At 66.0% G+C, this 16,362-nt stretch carries 18 protein-coding genes; 9 read left to right on the forward strand and 9 right to left on the reverse strand.

What is annotated here, in order from left to right; translation table 11 throughout:
• Position 1 precedes the first annotated feature (1 nt).
• Positions 2 to 970, forward strand: coding sequence for a c-type cytochrome biogenesis protein CcsB (ccsB, locus tag NA5_RS08535; RefSeq protein WP_062983738.1), 969 nt, complete (start codon positions 2 to 4; stop codon positions 968 to 970).
• A gap of 153 nt (positions 971 to 1,123) precedes the next feature.
• On the opposite strand, the gene NA5_RS42820 is transcribed toward ccsB, so the two are convergent.
• Positions 1,124 to 1,258: a hypothetical protein gene (locus NA5_RS42820; protein ID WP_281201699.1), complete on the reverse strand. Its 135-nt coding sequence runs from the start codon at positions 1,256 to 1,258 to the stop codon at positions 1,124 to 1,126.
• Positions 1,259 to 1,285: 27 nt separating this feature from the next.
• Between NA5_RS42820 and NA5_RS08540 the strand changes: the two genes are divergently transcribed.
• Positions 1,286 to 2,128, forward strand: coding sequence for an MspA family porin (locus NA5_RS08540; protein ID WP_245672160.1), 843 nt, complete (start codon positions 1,286 to 1,288; stop codon positions 2,126 to 2,128).
• Positions 2,129 to 2,426: 298 nt separating this feature from the next.
• On the opposite strand, the gene lppU is transcribed toward NA5_RS08540, so the two are convergent.
• A complete protein-coding gene (lppU, locus tag NA5_RS08545; protein ID WP_062983742.1) occupies positions 2,427 to 3,089 on the reverse strand; it encodes an LppU family putative lipoprotein in 663 nt (220 codons plus the stop codon).
• A 292-nt stretch (positions 3,090 to 3,381) separates the two neighbouring features.
• Here lppU and NA5_RS08550 point away from each other — a divergent pair, with 292 nt between their 5' ends.
• Positions 3,382 to 4,002: a DUF8020 domain-containing protein gene (locus NA5_RS08550; protein ID WP_062983744.1), complete on the forward strand. Its 621-nt coding sequence runs from the start codon at positions 3,382 to 3,384 to the stop codon at positions 4,000 to 4,002.
• Positions 4,003 to 4,272: 270 nt separating this feature from the next.
• Here NA5_RS08550 and NA5_RS08555 read toward each other — a convergent pair whose 3' ends face one another.
• Positions 4,273 to 4,470, reverse strand: a complete 198-nt coding sequence (locus NA5_RS08555) for a hypothetical protein (protein ID WP_062984001.1) — start codon at positions 4,468 to 4,470, stop codon at positions 4,273 to 4,275.
• Positions 4,471 to 4,597: 127 nt separating this feature from the next.
• Entirely contained in the window at positions 4,598 to 4,807 is a 210-nt protein-coding gene (locus tag NA5_RS08560; protein ID WP_062983746.1) for a BldC family transcriptional regulator, read from the reverse strand.
• A gap of 182 nt (positions 4,808 to 4,989) precedes the next feature.
• Between NA5_RS08560 and NA5_RS08565 the strand changes: the two genes are divergently transcribed.
• The 5 genes from NA5_RS08565 to NA5_RS08585 all read left to right on the forward strand — a co-directional run bounded on the left by NA5_RS08565 (position 4,990) and on the right by NA5_RS08585 (position 7,789).
• Positions 4,990 to 5,340 carry a DUF4229 domain-containing protein gene (locus tag NA5_RS08565; RefSeq protein ID WP_062983748.1) on the forward strand — a complete coding sequence of 117 codons (351 nt, stop codon included), beginning with the start codon at positions 4,990 to 4,992 and terminating at the stop codon, positions 5,338 to 5,340.
• The gene (gene cds1, locus NA5_RS08570; RefSeq protein WP_062983750.1) at positions 5,337 to 6,422 is read left to right on the forward strand and encodes an L-cysteine desulfhydrase Cds1; all 1,086 of its coding nucleotides are present in this window, start codon (positions 5,337 to 5,339) and stop codon (positions 6,420 to 6,422) included. Before NA5_RS08565 ends, cds1 begins: the two co-directional genes overlap by 4 nt.
• A 103-nt stretch (positions 6,423 to 6,525) precedes the next feature.
• Positions 6,526 to 6,747: a hypothetical protein gene (locus NA5_RS08575; protein ID WP_040696163.1), complete on the forward strand. Its 222-nt coding sequence runs from the start codon at positions 6,526 to 6,528 to the stop codon at positions 6,745 to 6,747.
• Positions 6,747 to 7,325, forward strand: a complete 579-nt coding sequence (locus NA5_RS08580) for a Clp protease N-terminal domain-containing protein (RefSeq protein WP_062983752.1) — start codon at positions 6,747 to 6,749, stop codon at positions 7,323 to 7,325. Before NA5_RS08575 ends, NA5_RS08580 begins: the two co-directional genes overlap by 1 nt.
• 77 nt (positions 7,326 to 7,402) lie before the next feature.
• A complete protein-coding gene (locus NA5_RS08585; RefSeq protein ID WP_062983753.1) occupies positions 7,403 to 7,789 on the forward strand; it encodes a phage holin family protein in 387 nt (128 codons plus the stop codon).
• A gap of 59 nt (positions 7,790 to 7,848) precedes the next feature.
• Here NA5_RS08585 and NA5_RS08590 read toward each other — a convergent pair whose 3' ends face one another.
• Positions 7,849 to 8,721, reverse strand: a complete 873-nt coding sequence (locus NA5_RS08590; RefSeq protein ID WP_062983755.1) for a 1,4-dihydroxy-2-naphthoate polyprenyltransferase — start codon at positions 8,719 to 8,721, stop codon at positions 7,849 to 7,851.
• 45 nt (positions 8,722 to 8,766) lie between these two features.
• A complete protein-coding gene (locus tag NA5_RS08595) occupies positions 8,767 to 9,225 on the reverse strand; it encodes an SRPBCC family protein (RefSeq protein ID WP_062983757.1) in 459 nt (152 codons plus the stop codon).
• Positions 9,226 to 9,313: 88 nt separating this feature from the next.
• Here NA5_RS08595 and NA5_RS08600 point away from each other — a divergent pair, with 88 nt between their 5' ends.
• On the forward strand, positions 9,314 to 12,871 hold the full coding sequence (locus tag NA5_RS08600) for an AfsR/SARP family transcriptional regulator (protein ID WP_062984003.1): 3,558 nt from the start codon (positions 9,314 to 9,316) through the stop codon (positions 12,869 to 12,871).
• A gap of 30 nt (positions 12,872 to 12,901) precedes the next feature.
• Here the strand turns inward: NA5_RS08600 and NA5_RS08605 are convergent, their stop codons facing one another.
• The 3 genes from NA5_RS08605 to menE all read right to left on the reverse strand — a co-directional run bounded on the left by NA5_RS08605 (position 12,902) and on the right by menE (position 16,040).
• Positions 12,902 to 13,741, reverse strand: coding sequence for an ABC transporter permease (locus NA5_RS08605; RefSeq protein ID WP_062983759.1), 840 nt, complete (start codon positions 13,739 to 13,741; stop codon positions 12,902 to 12,904).
• Complete coding sequence (locus NA5_RS08610; RefSeq protein ID WP_062983761.1) at positions 13,738 to 14,718, reverse strand: ATP-binding cassette domain-containing protein; 981 nt, start codon at positions 14,716 to 14,718, stop codon at positions 13,738 to 13,740. Before NA5_RS08610 ends, NA5_RS08605 begins: the two co-directional genes overlap by 4 nt.
• Positions 14,719 to 14,879: 161 nt before the next feature.
• Positions 14,880 to 16,040, reverse strand: a complete 1,161-nt coding sequence (gene menE, locus NA5_RS08615) for an o-succinylbenzoate--CoA ligase (RefSeq protein ID WP_062983763.1) — start codon at positions 16,038 to 16,040, stop codon at positions 14,880 to 14,882.
• Positions 16,041 to 16,362 lie beyond the last annotated feature (322 nt).

Consider the following 16,362-nt stretch of genomic DNA (forward strand, 5'->3'; position numbering starts at 1 on the left):
CATGCCGATCGACGAGACCATCGCCCAGTACAGCGATCTCGCCTTCAAATCGGCGATCGTCGTGTACGTGCTGGTGCTGGTGCTGCTGATCGTGCAGTACGCGGCGGCGCGGACGCAGCAGGTCGTCGCGCGCGAATTGCTGAGCGCGGGCGGCGGTTCCGATCGTCCCGCCGGACCAGGCCGGGTCGAGACGCCGCAGGCCAAGCCGTTCGCCGAGCGCGCGGGCAATATGGCGTTCTCGGTGCTGTTCGTGGCCATCGCGCTGCACGTGACCTCGATTGTGTTGCGCGGCTTCGCGACCCACCGCTTCCCGCTCGGCAATATGTACGAATTCGTCACCATGGCGACCGCCGCGGCCGCCGTGGTCGGCATGGTGTTCCTGCGCGAACAGCGTTATCGCTCGATGTGGGCCTTCCTGCTCGTCCCGATCCTGATCCTGCTGTTCTTGGCCGGTACGGTGCTCTACGCCGACGCGGCACCCGTTGTGCCCGCGCTGAAGTCGTTCTGGCTGCCCATCCACGTCACCATCGTCAGCATCGGCAGCGGCGTCTTCCTGGTCTCCGGCATCGCCAGCCTGCTGTTCCTCTACCGCCTGCGTCAGCCCGAAGGCGCCGAATCCGACAACATCCTCGGCACCATCGCCCGCCGCCTCCCCGATGCCCGCACCCTGGACCGTTTGGCCTACAAGACGACGATCATCGGATTCCCTTTGTTCGGTGCCGGTGTAATCCTCGGCGCCATCTGGGCCGAAGCCGCCTGGGGCCGCTTCTGGGGCTGGGACCCGAAGGAAACCTGCTCCTTCATCGCCTGGGTCCTGTACGCCGCCTACCTCCACGCCCGAGCCACCTCGGGTTGGCGCGACACCAAGGCCGCCTACATCAACATCGCCGGTTTCGTCGCGATGCTCTTCAATCTCTTCATCATCAACATTGTGATCAGCGGGTTGCACTCTTACGCCGGCCTGAACTAAAGCGCTTTACCAGCGGAAATGGGGCGGTGTGCGACACGCCCCGCAGCTTGACCGAGCCGGGCCGGTATCCCACTATGCTTGCCGAATATTAGCTATGTGGGTTCTGTTCATGCGATCTCGCCGCCGCTGAAGTACATCCGATTCGAAACGGGATCAGATATGCGCCCTCGATTCGTCGTTCTCGCGACCGGTGTGGTCGCGGCCGTCCTGGCTGTGGTCGTGTGGCCCGGCGCCGAGCCGAGCCGAGCTCAACCGCCCGGTGCGGACGTATCCGGTGCCGGGATTCATGTGACGACATCCGTGGAGAACGTCAAAGTGGACCCACCGGGCGACCGGATGCCGAACTTCCTCATGACGTTCGCGCATGCCGCACAGCTATCGGGCAACTACTCGCTGAACGTGGAGGGCGATGGAATAGTGTCCGGCCAGGCGGTGGCGGGGTTCCTTCTCGGCTGTGCGCTCAGTCTGGACAACGGCTTCACCGTCGGAATCGATCCGAATCAAGGGCTGTTGGCGAGTATTTCCCCGGAATTCAGCCAGTCGAACGCTGCCGCCAGACTGCCGAGCACGCCGGTGTCCACACCGCCGAGTGCGAAGCCGACCCCGGTGTCCACCCCGCAGCGTGTCGGCACCACCTCCCCGAGTGTCGCGACCACCTCTCGGAGTGTCGCGACCACCTCCCAGAGTGCTGCGCCCACCTCCCAGAGTGCTGCCACAACCTCCCCGAGTGCTGCGCCCACCTCCCAGAGTGCTGCGCCCACCTCCCAGAGTGCTGCCACAACCTCCCCGAGCGTCGAGACCACCTCCCCGAGCGTCGAGACCACCTCCCCGAGCGTCGAGACCACCTCCCCGAGCGTCGAGACCACCTCCCCGAGTGCCCCCAGCGCAAGTCTCGGACCGACCGTCGGCGGGACCCTTGGCTTGACACAGGTCCTGGAAGCCACCTTGGCACCGGGTCAGATCACCACTGTCACGACCGTGACGACCAACCTTGACAACAAGACCGTGTTCCCGTACCACTTCATTTTCAACAACGCCGCGTTGAACGTCGGCCAGTGTGCCTCACCGGTATCGGCCGTCCCCTTCGTCACCGCCACGGTGAGTACCGCGGTGGAGACGGTGCAGACCTCCGCCTACGGCAGCCAGTTCACCTTCTGATCCATCAGGGACCTGCCGCACAGTCGGCCCTTTGTCAGCGTCCCTCGCGCCCCGTGGCCACGAGTTCTATTGCATGCGTGCGCATTTCGGCGTTCAGCGGGCCGAACGCGGTCACCTACCGATCGGTCACGCCGGTCTGGGGCGCGTAGTCGCGTGCCGTGCGGCGTGACCGTGCTGATCGAGGATCCACCGCACGGGCCCGAGGCAGGCAGCGACGTGGTCGACAGTTTCCCGTGGGCTGCGGCGTCGCGAACGCTGATCGATCACCCATCGGCCCTCGATGGCCGAATAGTGCGACTTACAAGCGGTGGACGCAGACTACGAATTGCCGTTGTTGGTAGACGATTCCGCGGTCGCTGGACGAGCAGACATTGACGTTTGTGGTCTTTTGTTTGATGTCGACGATGCGGACGGCGTTGGGGACGCCTTTGACGTTGCAGTCGAGGCGTTTCGGATTGTCTTTGTTCGGGTCCATGCAGCCGCCGACTACCCAGTCGATGTCCAGGCAGAGGGCGGCCCGATTGATGCCGTGCAGGGTGTCGTTGAGGGCGCGGTCGGCGTCGGCGGGGCAGGCGGCGTTTTCGGCGGCCTTGTCGATGATCTTGTAGTTGGAGGTCGCGCTGCCGCAGGCGGCCTTGCCGAGGGTGGGATTGTCGCCGCTGCCGCCGATCTCGACACAGTCGCCGACCTCGACCTTCAAGCCGCCCGCGATCTTGTCGAAGGTGCTGCGGATGGCCGAGGTCGTCGGTGGGGCTTCGGGGGTGGTCAACGGCAGCTCGGGGAATGGTTCCGGCGAGGTGGTCGGCGCGACATCGTTCTGGGCCGCGGGCGAGGGGCTGCTCGTGGTGGACTTGTCATCGCTCAGCGACATCGCTGCGACCGCCACGACGGCTGCGGCCAGCGCGGTTACGGCTATGAAGACCGTCAAGGTGAGACCCGCACGGACACGTTGACGCGACACCTGTGACGTCCTCCAGGGCTGTTCGAACTCGCGCGCCGAGATCCGAAGTTGAAAATTGCAATGGTTAGAGATCACGTCATGCCTACACCATCCGGTGTGTGTGCGTCGAGTCGTCCCATTTCTGGGGATAGCAAGATACTCGTGTGAAACGATCATGGGTCGGATATCGGCATAACAATCGGATAACGATGGCCGTCAGGGGTTTCCCAAATGCCGTGCGGGGCAACAAGCTACGTGGCGCTAGACGCGTCAACCGGCTACCGGGGCCGGTGCTTGTCAGAAGGAAACCTTGATGAAGTTCGGCACGTTCGCCGTCACCCTCGTGTCCATCGCCGCTGTGGGAATCGCGGCGGGAACCGCGAATGCAAAGCCAGCGGAAGTTGCCAAAGAGGTGTCGGCCTCCGGCGTCGAGCAGGGAATCGGTTACCACACAGTGGCTTCCGAAATCTCGGATGGGCACCGGGATCGCGTTCTCACCACCGAGGTCGACAGCGGCAAGTTCGAACTCGCCGACAACGGCACCAAGGTCTTGCTGAAGTCCGATTCCGGCGATGTCGTGTCGGAAGTCCCCTTGACCTACGAGCTCTCCGGTACGAAGGTCGCGGTCGACCAGACGATCTCCGAAAACGGCCGAACCCTCGCCCTCACACCGAAATTGACCGCCAAGAACATCGGTGAGATGCAGCCGGTCAACTCCATGGCCCGCCTGACCGATGAAATCAACAAGAACATCGTCGGCGTGGTCCTCGGCGGCGTGCTCGGCCTGATTATCGGCGCCATCGTCGGCGTCTTCTTCTTCAGCCTCATCACCGGCCCCATCGGCGCGGTAATCGGCGCCATCGCGGGCGGCTACATCATGGGCGGACAGTCCTTCATGGACGCCCTCATGGCCGTCATCAACGGCGAGCCGTGATCGTTTGAGCTGTCGCACATCTAGTGACTACCTCGCACAGGCTCTACCTTGTGCGAGGTAGTCAAGGGTTGTGCGTGACGCCCAATACGTCGACTTCTCGTTCGGCGGGCCGCAGCATCGCTCGGCGATCGGATGTGCCGTGCCTGCTCATGCGCGCTGGTTGACGGCGCGACCAGGCGCAATTCATGCGGCAAATAATCCGCGCGGTCAATACGGTTGCGCGACTGAGGGCTTCGAGCCCGGAATCCTCCCGGCGGACCGAGTGAACGCTCAGCGCTCGGCAGACCCGTCACCATCACGATGCTGGCGCGAAATGCGCCAGAGGAATTCGGGGTCGTCGTCGGGCCCCATGATGCGCTTGCGTTGCGGTGAACGCGTGGGCGGTCCGGCTGTCTTATCGGGGCCGAACGCCTTCCAGCACAACACCGCGACTGCCACGACTGCGATGAGTGCCAACAGGTACGTCACGTCGCTCACCTCCTGCTAATGAGGGTAGTCGCGTGCGTAGCCTTCGGACACCGCAGACACGAAATTGGTGGGTGCGGGCCCCTGGACAGTGAGATCGAGCTCACGGCTATGGGCCCGCGGACCATAATCAGCGTGCGGTCGCCTCGGTGGTCAGCGACTTCAGCAGTTGGAGTACCTCGGATTCGCGGAACCGGCGATGCCCGCCCGGTGTGCGCAGCGATCCAAGGCGCCCGGCGTGGGCCCAGCGGGTGACGGTCTTCGGATCGACGTGGAACATGGCGGCTACTTGGCCGGGTGTCAGCAGGGTGTCCTGGCCGCCGACGGTGATCGCAGTCATAGCAAACCTCTCCGTTCTCGACAGTTCCCTCATCAGATGGCGCCATCGTTGCACTGCAACCCCTAGGTACTCGAACCACCTACAGTTGGTAAAGGGGAAGTAATAGACAAAACGGATACGCGCCCTGGCCTCGGCAGCAGGTATCGCCGAGGTGCGCAATAGCTTCGCATAGGCTGGACCGCGTGAGTGAGGCAAGTCCACCGAAGGGTGAACCCGAACAGCAAACCGCTGGCGTCGGCGCGCGGCTGGCCCGCAATCTGGCGCTGTACACGCTCGCCAGGCTTGGGTTGGTCGTCGTCATCACCGCCGCGATCGTCGGCGTCGCCCGGCTCGTCTCGGTGGAGATCCCGCTGGTGGTCGCGGCCCTGTTCGCGTTGATAATCGCCATGCCGCTGTCGCTGACGCTGTTCAAGAAGTTGCGCGCCCGGGTCAACGAGGACATCGCGGTCGTCGATGCGAAGCGTCGCCAGGACAAGGCCCAATTGCGCGCCCGGCTGCGTGGTGACGACGACCCGACCGGGTCGGCATCGTGAAATACTGCGATCGCAGTACGCCACGCGCCTGGGTCGACAATGCCGTGCGGCTCATCGAGGCCGATACGCAGCGCAGCGCCGACACCCATCTGATCCGGTATCCGCTGCCCGCATCCTGGGGTGTCCAGCTGTATCTGAAGGATGAGTCGACCCACATCACCGGCAGTCTCAAGCATCGGCTGGCGCGGTCGCTGTTCCTGTACGCGATCTGCAACGGCTGGGTCACCGAGGGCACGACGGTGGTCGAGGCGTCATCCGGCTCGACCGCGGTCAGCGAAGCGTACTTCGCCAAACTGCTCGGCCTGGATTTTGTCGCGGTGATGCCAGCAAGCACCTCGCCGCAGAAGATCGAGCTGATCGAAGCCCACGGCGGCCGTTGCCATTTCGTGCAGCGCCCGCCGGATATGTACACCGAGGCGGCGCGGCTGGCCGCTGAATGCGGTGGTCACTTCATGGATCAGTTCACCCATGCCGAGCGCGCCACCGACTGGCGCGGCAATAACAACATCGCCGAATCCATTTTCGAGCAAATGGAATTGGAGGCGCATCCGGTGCCGGACTGGATCGTGGTCGGTGCGGGTACCGGCGGCACCAGCGCTACCATCGGCCGCTACATCCGCTATCACCATTACCCGTCGAAGCTGGCCGTGGTCGACCCGGAGAACTCCGCGTTCTACGGCGGCTACGAAACGGCCGATGCCGGATATCAGACCGGGATGCCTTCGCGCATAGAGGGAATCGGCCGCCCGCGGGTCGAGCCGTCGTTCATCGGTCAGGTGGTGGATCGGATGATCGAGGTGCCCGATGCCGCATCGATCGCCACCGCCCGGCTCGCGAGCCGGGTAATCGGCCGCCGCGTGGGCGGTTCCACCGGAACCAATCTGTGGGGCGCGTTCGCACTCATCGCCGAAATGATCTCCGCCGGTCGTTCCGGCAGTGTGGTCACGCTGCTCTGTGACGGCGGAGATCGTTACGCCGGAACATATTTCGATGACGCATGGGTCCGGGCGCAGGGCATGAATCTCACCGAACCCGCCGCGATCCTGGAGAAGTTCGCCGCGACCGGAATCTGGTCCGGCTAGCGCCCGATACCGCAACCCCGGCCCGCAGCGCCGGGTTTCTCTTGCGGCGAACCTCGTCAATTTTCGTTGACAACTCCGGTGTTCGTCAATCAAAATTGACGACATGACTGAAGCAACCACACTGGCGGCCGCCGCAGGCAGTCCGGACCCCAAGGTCGGGCTGCGCGCGGTGCTCGCACTGCGTCGGCTGCTCGAACGGCTGGAAGCGATCCAGGTGACCAATGCCCGCGAACAGGGCTGGTCCTGGCAGGCGATCGCGGAGGCGCTCGAGGTCAGCAAGCAGGCGGTCCACCAGAAGTACAACCGGAGAGGCGGGAACCGCTGATGTTCGAACGGTTCAGCAGGTCGGCACGCACGGCAATCGTCATCGCCCAGGAAGACGCGCGGGAATTGCGCGCACCCAAGATCGAGGTGGAGCATGTGCTGCTCGGTCTGTTGGCACAGGGCGAGCCGGAATTGAAGACGCTGCTAGAGGAGGTCGGGCTCACCCACCGAGACGTGCTGGAAACCCTCGGCCGACAGGCTCAGGGCCAGCCGTTGGGTGCGGAGGACGCCGAGGCGCTGCGCTCGATCGGCATCGATCTGGATGCGGTGCGCGAAAGCCTGGAGGCCACCTTCGGCGAGGACGCGCTGGAACGGGCGGTGCCCGAGGAGCGGTCCCGATTCGGCCGCGGCCGCGATCGGAGCTGGGGTCACATCCCGTTCACCAGGGAGGCCAAGAAAGTCTTGGAACTCGGACTGCGCGAAGCCCTGGCCCGTAAGGACAGGTCCATCGAATCCGGGCATCTGCTGCTCGGCATTCTGCGCGCGCCCAATGCGACCACCACCAGCATTCTCGGCGGTCCGAAGGCGATCGACGCGCTCCGACCGAAGGTGCACGCGCTGCTCGATCGTGCGGCGTGAGAGGTCGGGCATGTGCGCGCCACCCGATTCCCGTTTTGTGGCAGCACATGCCCGCCCGTCGGGCCTAGCATTGGCGCATGCAGCTTCTGATTCGGTTGATCATCAACGCGGTGGCCATCTGGCTGGCCGCCGCCTGGGTCGACAAGATCGAAATTCTCAGTCCCGCGGACAAGGGCAATGGCGCGAAAGTCATTGTCATCCTGGCCGTCGCCGTGGTTTTCACCTTGGTGAACGCCCTGATCAAACCGATCGTCAAACTTCTATCGCTACCGCTGGTCATCGTGACCCTCGGCCTTTTCCTGCTGGTGATCAACGCGCTGATGCTGTGGCTCACCGCAAAGATCACCGAAACCACCGATTACGGCCTGCGCGTCGACGGCTTCTGGGCCGCGGTATGGGGCGGCATCATCGTTGCGGTGGTCAACTGGATCCTCGGCGTCCTGGTCCCGGACGGCGACGACTGAAAGCTGCGGCGCGGGCGACCGTCCTGGTCGCCCGCGCGCTCACAACCGGTGATACCCGACTAACCCGCGATTCCCAGCGCCAACGCGCTGACCGCCGACCACACCAGCAGCGCCAAGCCCGAATCGCGCAGCGCCGGAATCAATTCCAACCCACCCTTACCGGAGCGCACCGGTGCGTTGGCGCGCACAGCCAACGGTACGGCGACCAGTCCGACCAGCGCCCACGGCGTGCGGACGACCAACAGCAGCGTCGCGATGAACGGCACGGCGAGCAGCGCCAAGTGCAGCGTCCGGGTCCGCGGATCCCCCAGTTTGACCGCGAGCGTGACCTTTCCGGATTCGGTATCGGTCGGAATGTCACGCAGATTATTGGCGACCAGCACCGCACTGGAGAACGCCCCGACCCCGACCGCGAGCACCAGACCCGCCCATTCGACCCGCTCGGCCTGCACGAATTCGGTACCGAGCACACCGATCAGACCGAAGAAGACGAACACCGCCAACTCACCGAACCCGCTGTAGCCATACGGCTTGCGGCCGCCGGTGTAGTACCAGGCACCGGCCAGGCAGGCCGCGCCGACCAGCAGCAACCACCACGCCGTCGCGATGACCAGCACCAGCCCGAAGACCGCGCCGACGGCCAGGCTGATGATCGCGGCATTCTTGACCGCGGCGGGGGAGGCGAGCCGCTGCCCGACCAGCCGCAGCGGACCGACCCGCACGTCATCGGTGCCGCGGATGCCGTCGGAGTAGTCGTTGGCGTAATTGACCCCGATGATCAGGGCCAGCGAAACAAGCAGCGCGAGAACCGCTTTCCACCACACCGCGCCATCGATGGAGGCGGCGGCGCCGGTTCCGGCGAGGACAGGGGCGATCGCGTTCGGCAGGGTACGGGGCCGGGCGCCCTCGATCCATTGCGCTGCAGTAGCCATATTCGCAGCCTAATGCGCGGCGGCGGTTCGGTCCGCTCGGGCGGTTCAGTTGGCTTCGGCGGCGGTCTTCAGTCGGTCGAGGCCCTTTTCGAAGTCCTTGCCGATCATATTGTCGATCGGGAGCACCTTCCCGATCACGCCCATCAGGCCCTTGTGCTGCCCGGTCATCCGCCATACGACCTCGGTGCCGCCCTCGACCGGGTTCAGCTGGAAGGTCGTTTTATTGGTGGCCTTGAACGGCTTCTCGAAGGCCAAGCGGATACCGATCTCCCGGTCGTCACTGGAGGTTATCTCCATGCTGCCGCGACCGGCCCTGCGGTTGCCGTCCCAGGCGTACTTGGCGCCGACTCCGGCGTCCGGCCCGGAGTACTCGCGCTGCAGTTGCGGATCGAGATCCTCCCACGGCGACCATTTGGTCCACTCGTGGAAGTTATCGATCAGCCCATGAATGCGCGCGGGATCGGCCGTGATCACGGCGTGCCGAACGATTTCGAACTCAGCCATGCGCACAGCGTAAGCGACTTACCGGTCCGAACAGGGGCGAAAAACCATGTCAGCCCAGCAGGCACTCCTCACATACGATAACGACGGAATGTTTCCCGATCAGAGCGGCCCGAACGGCCGAAGTCAAACCCTGACGACGCCCGCAGGCGAATCGGTCGTAGTGGGCCTGCTGGGCGAAATCGCGCTACGCCGAGACGGCACGCTCGCCGCGCTACCCGGGGCGCGATCGCGGCTGCTGCTCGCCGCGCTGGCCCTGCGTCCCGGCCGCAGCCGCAGTGCCCAGGCATTGATCGATGAGGTGTGGGGTGAGCAGCCGCCGCGCGCGCCGATGAACGCGCTGCACACCCAGGTGTCGCGACTGCGCGCGGCCCTACCCGATGCGGCGCTGGAGATCGGTCCGGCGGGCTACCGCCTCATGCTGACCGCCGATCAGGTCGATTTGACGCTGGTGGACGATCTGGTGCGCGCGGCTCGCGCCAAACAGGCCGACGGCGACCATGCCGGATGTCTCGATGTGCTGACCCGGGCCAGATCGCTCTGGCGCGGCGAGCCCGGTGCCGACCTCCCCGCGGGCGACCTCGCCGACGAACTGCGCAGCGGGGCCGCGCAGCGCTGGTCCGCGTTGGAGACGATCGAGGTCGCCGCACGAGTCGCCAGCGGCGATCTCGACGGCGCGGTGGCGATCACCCGCCGAACCGCGGCCGCGCAACCGCTCGACGAGGCCGCGCACGCCACCTTGATGCGGTTGCTCGCCGCGGCCGGTCGGCCGAACGAAGCCCTCGATGTCTTCGCATCGATCCGCGCGCGACTGATCGAAGAACTCGGCGCGGATCCGGGTCCGGCTCTGGTCGAGTTGAATACCGCGATCCTGCGCGGTGATGCGGTGGCCGGTTTCGCGCCGCGCGCCGGTCATGATGGGGCCGTACCGAATCGGTCGCCGTCAGTGAATTCGGTCACATCAGTTGGTCCGACCGTATCGGTCGCGTCAGGGGATTCGGCCGTACGGGATTCCGCAATGCGGGATTCGACGGCGCTGGATTCGATTGGACGCGTTTCGGATTCGGCCGCTGCCGCATCGCCGAATGCTCTCTCCGCGATCGGCCTGCGCGCGGCCCCGAATGCGCTGCTCGGACGTGCCGCCGATCTGGACGCACTCGAGCAACTGCTGCACCGCTCCCGGGTGACCACCGTCCTCGGCCCCGGCGGCACCGGAAAGACCAGGGTGGCCAACGAATTGGGCGCGCGGGTCGCGCGCGGCGAATCCGTGGTGCTGGTGGTGCTGGCCTCGGTACGGGCCGATACCGCCGCCGACGCCGATCCGCGCGCCGATGTCGAGGCCGCGATCAGCACGACGCTCGGCCTCGGCGAGATCGTCCGGGACACGGCGTGGCGGCGCTCGACCGGCTACAGCGATGCCGGTCGCCGACTGCGCGATGCGCTCGCCGCCCGCCCGACGCTATTGATCCTGGACAACTGCGAGCATCTGATCGACGCGGTCGCCGAGGTCGTCGCCGATCTGGTCGGCAGCTGCGACCAGCTCAGCGTCCTCACCACCAGCAGAGCGCCGCTGGCGATCACCGCGGAAACGGTCTATCCGCTGGCGCCGTTGGCAATCGATGCGGCCGGATCGCCCGCAACCGAGCTGTTCATGGCCAGAGCGCGTGCGGTGCGGCCCACAGTGCGCCTGGATCCCGAAGTGGTGGCCCGGCTGTGCACCACACTCGACGGGCTGCCGCTGGCCATCGAACTCGCGGCCGCTCGCGTGCGAACCATGAGCGTCGAGGAAATCGAAACCCGGCTGGAACACCGATTCGCCTTGCTGCGCAGTGGAGATCGCTCCTCACCGGAACGTCATCGCACCTTGCACGCGGTGATCGCGTGGAGCTGGAATCTGCTCGAAGAGCCGCAACAGATCGCGTTGCGCAGGCTGTGTCGCTTTCCGGCCGGATTCACCCTGGATGCCGCCGAAGTGGTGGCGGGTGGCCCGGATGTCGACGACGTGCCGACGGCGGTGGACGGACTGGTGAGCCAATCACTGCTCACCGTCCTGGACGACGACGAGGGCATGATCGGAACCCGCTACCGGATGCTGGAAACGGTGCGCGAATTCGGTGAGGAACAGCTCGCGCTGACCGGATCCGATGCGGCCGCGGGCATTTCGGGTGCCGTCGACGAGCGTCCGATGGTGATGGATCGCATGTCGCGGTGGGCCCGTGACTATTCGATCGCCACGGTGCACCGTTATCTGTCGGACGAGCAGGTGGCCACCGTGCTTTCGGTCGGTGCGGAACTCGACAACCTGGTCACCGTGCTGCGATATGCGTTGGAGCGCAGGGACGCCCGCACGGTGTACCGGGTCTTCCCGATTGTCGGCACGCTGTGGGTGATGCGCGGCGCGCATATGGAACTCGGCGGTTGGGCGCGCCGGATTCTGCCCCTGGCACCCGAACCCGGTCCGGTGCGCGGTACGGTCGCCGATCTACAGCTGCTCGCCCACCTGCAGATGGGCATGCACATGGTTTTCCTCGGCGCGGACCTGCGGGAGGTGGCGACCTCACGGGCCAGGATCCGTCGATTGCTCAGCACCGCAATCGATCTCAATACCGGCGCCCGCTTTCTCGGCACTGTGGCCTGTGGGGATACATCGGGTTCGAGCGCGGCCAGGCAGTTTGCCGACGGCGCTCGGTCGCCGGACCCCGTGGTGCGCGGCGCGGCGATGTTCATGCGCGCGAACATCCGGGAAAACGCGGGTGATGTCTACGGCTCCACCCGGGATGCGAAGGCGGCCCTGCAACTGATCGAGGGCAGCGATGTCTGGGGCACGGCGATGGTCGCTCAGCATCTCGGGCAGCTCGCGGGACAGACCGCGCATTATGTCGACGCGGTGGAGTACTACCGTCGGGCGGCGGAACTGTTGCGGGAGTTGCGTGCTCACGAAGAAGCCGTGGAAATGCGCAGCTATCTGGCGGTATCACTGATCGGCGCGGGTCGGTTGGACGAGGCGCGCCGGGAGTTGGGCTTCGCGCTCGGCGCCGCGGACGGCGATCCGGCGCACGGTACATCCATCGATGACCCACACATCCGACGTAACCATCGCCTGGCGCCGGTCGTCATCGGAATGGCGGAACTCGAACTCGCCGAGGGCGATATCGATGCCGGATTGGGCCATTATCGGCGGGCACTGGAGCTGTACGGCTGGCCCGATGACGAACCGATGGTGGGCCCGCGCAGTCTGGTGACCGCGAGCGAGGCATTGGACGCGCACGTGCTGCACGGGCGGGCCACGGAGGCCGGTGATATCGCGCGCACGCTACTGCCGCTCGCGACGGGCCGCCTCGGACAGTTCTATGACTTGCCGCAGATCGGTGCGGTCGGCAACGCGATCGGAACGTTTTGTCTCGCGGTCGGGCGCGATTCGGAGACCGGTCTCGAATTGCTCTCGCTGGCCGCCAAAGTGCTTGCGCGCCAGGATAGTCCGTCGGCTGAATTGCGGAGGCACGCGGCACTGCATCGACCAACGGTGGGGGACGAGCGCTTCGACGAAGCACTGGCCAGGGCCGCCGGAATGCGTCGGCGGCAAGCGGCCGCCAGGATCCTCGAGCTTCTGCAGGAACTGTCCTGCGACGACGAAAATCGCGGTGGGTGACTCACCCACCGCGACTTCCGGGTCATCGGTTCACGCCCGGCGCATGTACGCCTTGATGCTCAGCGGCGCGAAGATCGCGATCACGATCACCGAGCCGATCAGCGACCAGGCCAGATCGCTGCCGTAGACATTGCCGTTCATCAACGCCCGGGCCGCATTAACCATGTAGTACACGGGATTCACGTGATTGAGCCCCTGCATCCAGCCCGGCATGGTGCTCACCTGAGCGAACGCACCGGACATGAAGGTCAGCGGGAACATCACCATCATCGAAATGCCCTGCACGCCAGCGGCACTCTTACCGGTGACGCCGACCAGCGCCCAGATCCAGCTCACCGCGAATGAGCAGACCACGATGACCAGTCCGGCGACCACGACACCGACCACACCGCCCTCGGGCCGGTAGCCGATGGCCAGGCCGACCACGATGGTCAGCGTCGTCGCCAGCGCGTAACGCACCATATCGGCGATCAACGCACCCGCGAGTGCCGAAATGCGGGCGATGGGCAGGGATTTGAACCGGTCGAAGACGCCCTTGTCCATATCCTCACGCAACTGGGTGCCCGTCACGACCGAGGTCAGGACGACCGTCTGCACCAGGATGCCCGGAATCAGGATCGGCAGATAGTCGTGCACGCTGCCGCCGATGGCGCCGCCGAAGATGTAGGCGAACAGCGCGGTGAACAGGATCGGCTGGATCGTCACATCGAACAGTTGCTCGGGATTGTGCTTGATCTTCAGGATGCCGCGGTAGGCCATGGTGAACGAGGTCGCCACGGTCTGGCGCAGGCTGATCCGATTGCTGGCCTCCGGGAGGGATTGCGGTGCCGCATGCCGCGCGGCCTTTTCGGTGGCGGTGATGGTTGTCATGCCGCGCTCCGTTCGTCGTTGTCGGCCGGGTGGCCGGTGATGGTGAGGAAGACCTCGTCGAGGCTGGGTTTGGTGACGGTGATCTCGTCGATCGCGATCTCCCACTCGCGCAGGCGAATCAGCAGATCGGCGGTCATGCCCGCGTCCGGCAGCGGCGCGGTGAGCCGTCCGGCCTCGGGGGTGATCTGGGCCTCGGCGCCGAGGAAGTCGCCGACAATGCGGCGGGCCTCGTCGAGTTGGGCCCGATCGACGAGGGTCAGGTGCAGTGAGGAGCCGCCGACCGAGGATTTGAGTTCGTCGGCGGTGCCGTCGGCGATCACCTTGCCGTGGTCGATGACGGCGATTCGGTCGGCGAGCTGATCGGCCTCGTCCAGATATTGCGTGGTGAGCAGCACCGTCGCGCCCTCGCGGACCAGGCGGCGGATGGTCTCCCACATCTGGGCGCGGGTGCGCGGATCGAGTCCGGTGGTCGGCTCGTCGAGGAACAGCAGCGGCGGTGTCGCGATCAGGCTGGCGGCCAGATCGAGACGGCGTCGCATACCGCCGGAGAAGTTCTTCAGCGGCTTGTTCGCCGCCTCGGTGAGGTCGAACTCCTCCAGCAGTTCGACCGATTTGCGCCTGGCATCGATGCGGCCGAGGCCGAGCAGGCGGGAGAAGATGATCAGGTTTTCGGTGGCGGTGAGGTCCTCGTCGACCGAGGCGTACTGCCCGGTGACACCGACCAGGGACCGGACCGCGGTCGGTTCCGCGACGACGTCACGGCCGAAGATGCGGGCGCTGCCGCCGTCGGGGCGTAGCAGGGTGGCCAACATGCGGATGGTCGTGGTCTTGCCCGCACCGTTCGGTCCGAGCACGCCGTAGACAGAGCCCTGCGGAACCGCCAGGCTCACACCGTCGACGGCGCGCTGATCCCCGAACACCTTGACCAGGCTGTCCGCCTCGACGGCGAGCGCTGCAGTGGGTGTGTAAGAAGTCATGCACAAGACTTTGCGGCCGCCGTCTTGCACGCCCCTTGCATCGCGGTGTCGCCGCACTCTTGCGCTTACTTGCATGTCCGCCTCGACGCCGAATCGCACCGGCGGCCGTGTCGGCCTGGCCTTCCGATCGAGGTCCTAGCGAGCGCGCCGCGGATCCGGCGTCAGTGCGTCGACCCCGCGAGAAGATGCTCGCGTAGTTTGGCGCGGTCCGGCTTGCCAGGGCCGCGCAAGGGCAGCTCGTCGAGGATCGCCAGTTCCCGTGGAGCGGCGATGGAATCGAGTTCGCGCACGACGTGATCGCGCAATTCCTCGAGGGTCGGAGTGGCGCCGGAGGCGGGGACCACCGCGACCGCGACCCGCTGGCCGAGCCGGTCGTCGGGCAGGCCGAGCACCACGCATTCGCTGATGCCGGGATGGGTGATCAGCACGGCCTCCACGACCTGTGGGATGACGAGCAGTCCGCCGGTGGTGATCGCTTCATCGAGGCGCCCGGTGATGCTGAGCACGCCGTTCTCATAGGTGCCCGCGTCCTCGGTGCGGAACCAGCCGGGTTCGGCGAATGCCGGATGGTCGGGCTGGCCGCGGTAGCCTTCGGCGATCATCGCCCCGCCGAGCAGTACGCGACCGTCCTCGATACGAATCTCGGTGCCGTCCAGTGGAACTCCGTCGTACACACAGCCGCCGCAGGTTTCGCTCATGCCGTAGGTGCGAACGACGTTGATACCGGCCGCTTTCGCGCGTTCGTAGACCGGTGCGGGAGTGGCCGCTCCGCCGACGAGCACGCCGTCCAACTGGGCGAGTGCCGCCGCGGCGGTCGGTGCCTCCAGCGCCTTGATGAGCTGGGTCGGCACCAAGGCGGTGTAGCGGCGTTCCCCGCGCATACCGGAAATCGCGCCCGCCAGCGCCTCGGGTAGGAAGCCGCCGGAAACGTCGAGCACGCTGGGTTCGGTACCGGCCAGAATGCTGCGCAGCAAGACCTGGATGCCCGCGATGTGATGGGTCGGCAGGGCGAGCAGCCAGGTGCCGGGACCGCCGAGTCGATCGTGTGTCGCGGTCCCGCTGGCCCGCAGCGCGGCCGAACTGAGCATGGCGCCCTTCGGCACACCGGTGGTGCCGGAGGTGGTCACCACGAGCGCCACCTCGTCATCGATCGGCTCGCCGGGCGCGAGCGCGTCGCTCAGTCGCCGGGCCTCCCGACGGTCGCTGGTCGGTATCGGCAACCACGCGGGGCCGTTGCCCTCCAACACTTCTCGCAGATGCGGCATGACATCGCCCAGCCCCGATCCGGTCGGCATCGGCAGCGTCCGCAGGGTGCGACTCATGATTTCGGCCCTGTCATGCGCGTGCTCGGCTTCGTCGCGCGCAGGCGCGCTGTGTTCATGGTTCGCTCGCTGCGCTCCCTCACGAGTCTGATCGTGTCATGTCAACGTGACCGCACGCGGCAGGGGTCGGTTTGCTGGGGCGGCGCGCTGGGGGTTCGGCCGCGTCAGGGGAGGAGAAGTCAGGTACGCCGGACATCGAGACTGCGATTCACTCGGAGGACGGTACTCAACGATGGTCGCCCGGACGTCGGCGGTCGGGTGGCCATCCGTGCGTTATCGTCCTCGCCGGTGTCGGCGTTGGCAACTCGAGCCGGACCGACCG

Origin of the sequence: Nocardia anaemiae NBRC 100462 (assembly GCF_001612725.1) — a bacterium.
Lineage (GTDB): Bacteria > Actinomycetota > Actinomycetes > Mycobacteriales > Mycobacteriaceae > Nocardia > Nocardia anaemiae.

Excerpts from the sequence above, each read along its gene's own strand:
- ccsB (WP_062983738.1), top strand. The coding sequence starts at position 2 with ATGCCGATCGACGAGACCATCGCCCAGTACAGCGATCTCGCCTTCAAA.
- NA5_RS42820 (WP_281201699.1), bottom strand. The coding sequence starts at position 1,258 with ATGAATCCCGGCACCGGATACGTCCGCACCGGGCGGTTGAGCTCGGCT.
- NA5_RS08550 (WP_062983744.1), top strand. The coding sequence starts at position 3,382 with ATGAAGTTCGGCACGTTCGCCGTCACCCTCGTGTCCATCGCCGCTGTG.
- NA5_RS08560 (WP_062983746.1), bottom strand. The coding sequence starts at position 4,807 with ATGACTGCGATCACCGTCGGCGGCCAGGACACCCTGCTGACACCCGGC.
- NA5_RS08575 (WP_040696163.1), top strand. The coding sequence starts at position 6,526 with ATGACTGAAGCAACCACACTGGCGGCCGCCGCAGGCAGTCCGGACCCC.
- NA5_RS08580 (WP_062983752.1), top strand. The coding sequence starts at position 6,747 with ATGTTCGAACGGTTCAGCAGGTCGGCACGCACGGCAATCGTCATCGCC.
- NA5_RS08585 (WP_062983753.1), top strand. The coding sequence starts at position 7,403 with ATGCAGCTTCTGATTCGGTTGATCATCAACGCGGTGGCCATCTGGCTG.
- NA5_RS08590 (WP_062983755.1), bottom strand. The coding sequence starts at position 8,721 with ATGGCTACTGCAGCGCAATGGATCGAGGGCGCCCGGCCCCGTACCCTG.
- NA5_RS08595 (WP_062983757.1), bottom strand. The coding sequence starts at position 9,225 with ATGGCTGAGTTCGAAATCGTTCGGCACGCCGTGATCACGGCCGATCCC.
- NA5_RS08600 (WP_062984003.1), top strand. The coding sequence starts at position 9,314 with ATGTTTCCCGATCAGAGCGGCCCGAACGGCCGAAGTCAAACCCTGACG.
- NA5_RS08605 (WP_062983759.1), bottom strand. The coding sequence starts at position 13,741 with ATGACAACCATCACCGCCACCGAAAAGGCCGCGCGGCATGCGGCACCG.
- NA5_RS08610 (WP_062983761.1), bottom strand. The coding sequence starts at position 14,718 with ATGACTTCTTACACACCCACTGCAGCGCTCGCCGTCGAGGCGGACAGC.
- menE (WP_062983763.1), bottom strand. The coding sequence starts at position 16,040 with ATGAGTCGCACCCTGCGGACGCTGCCGATGCCGACCGGATCGGGGCTG.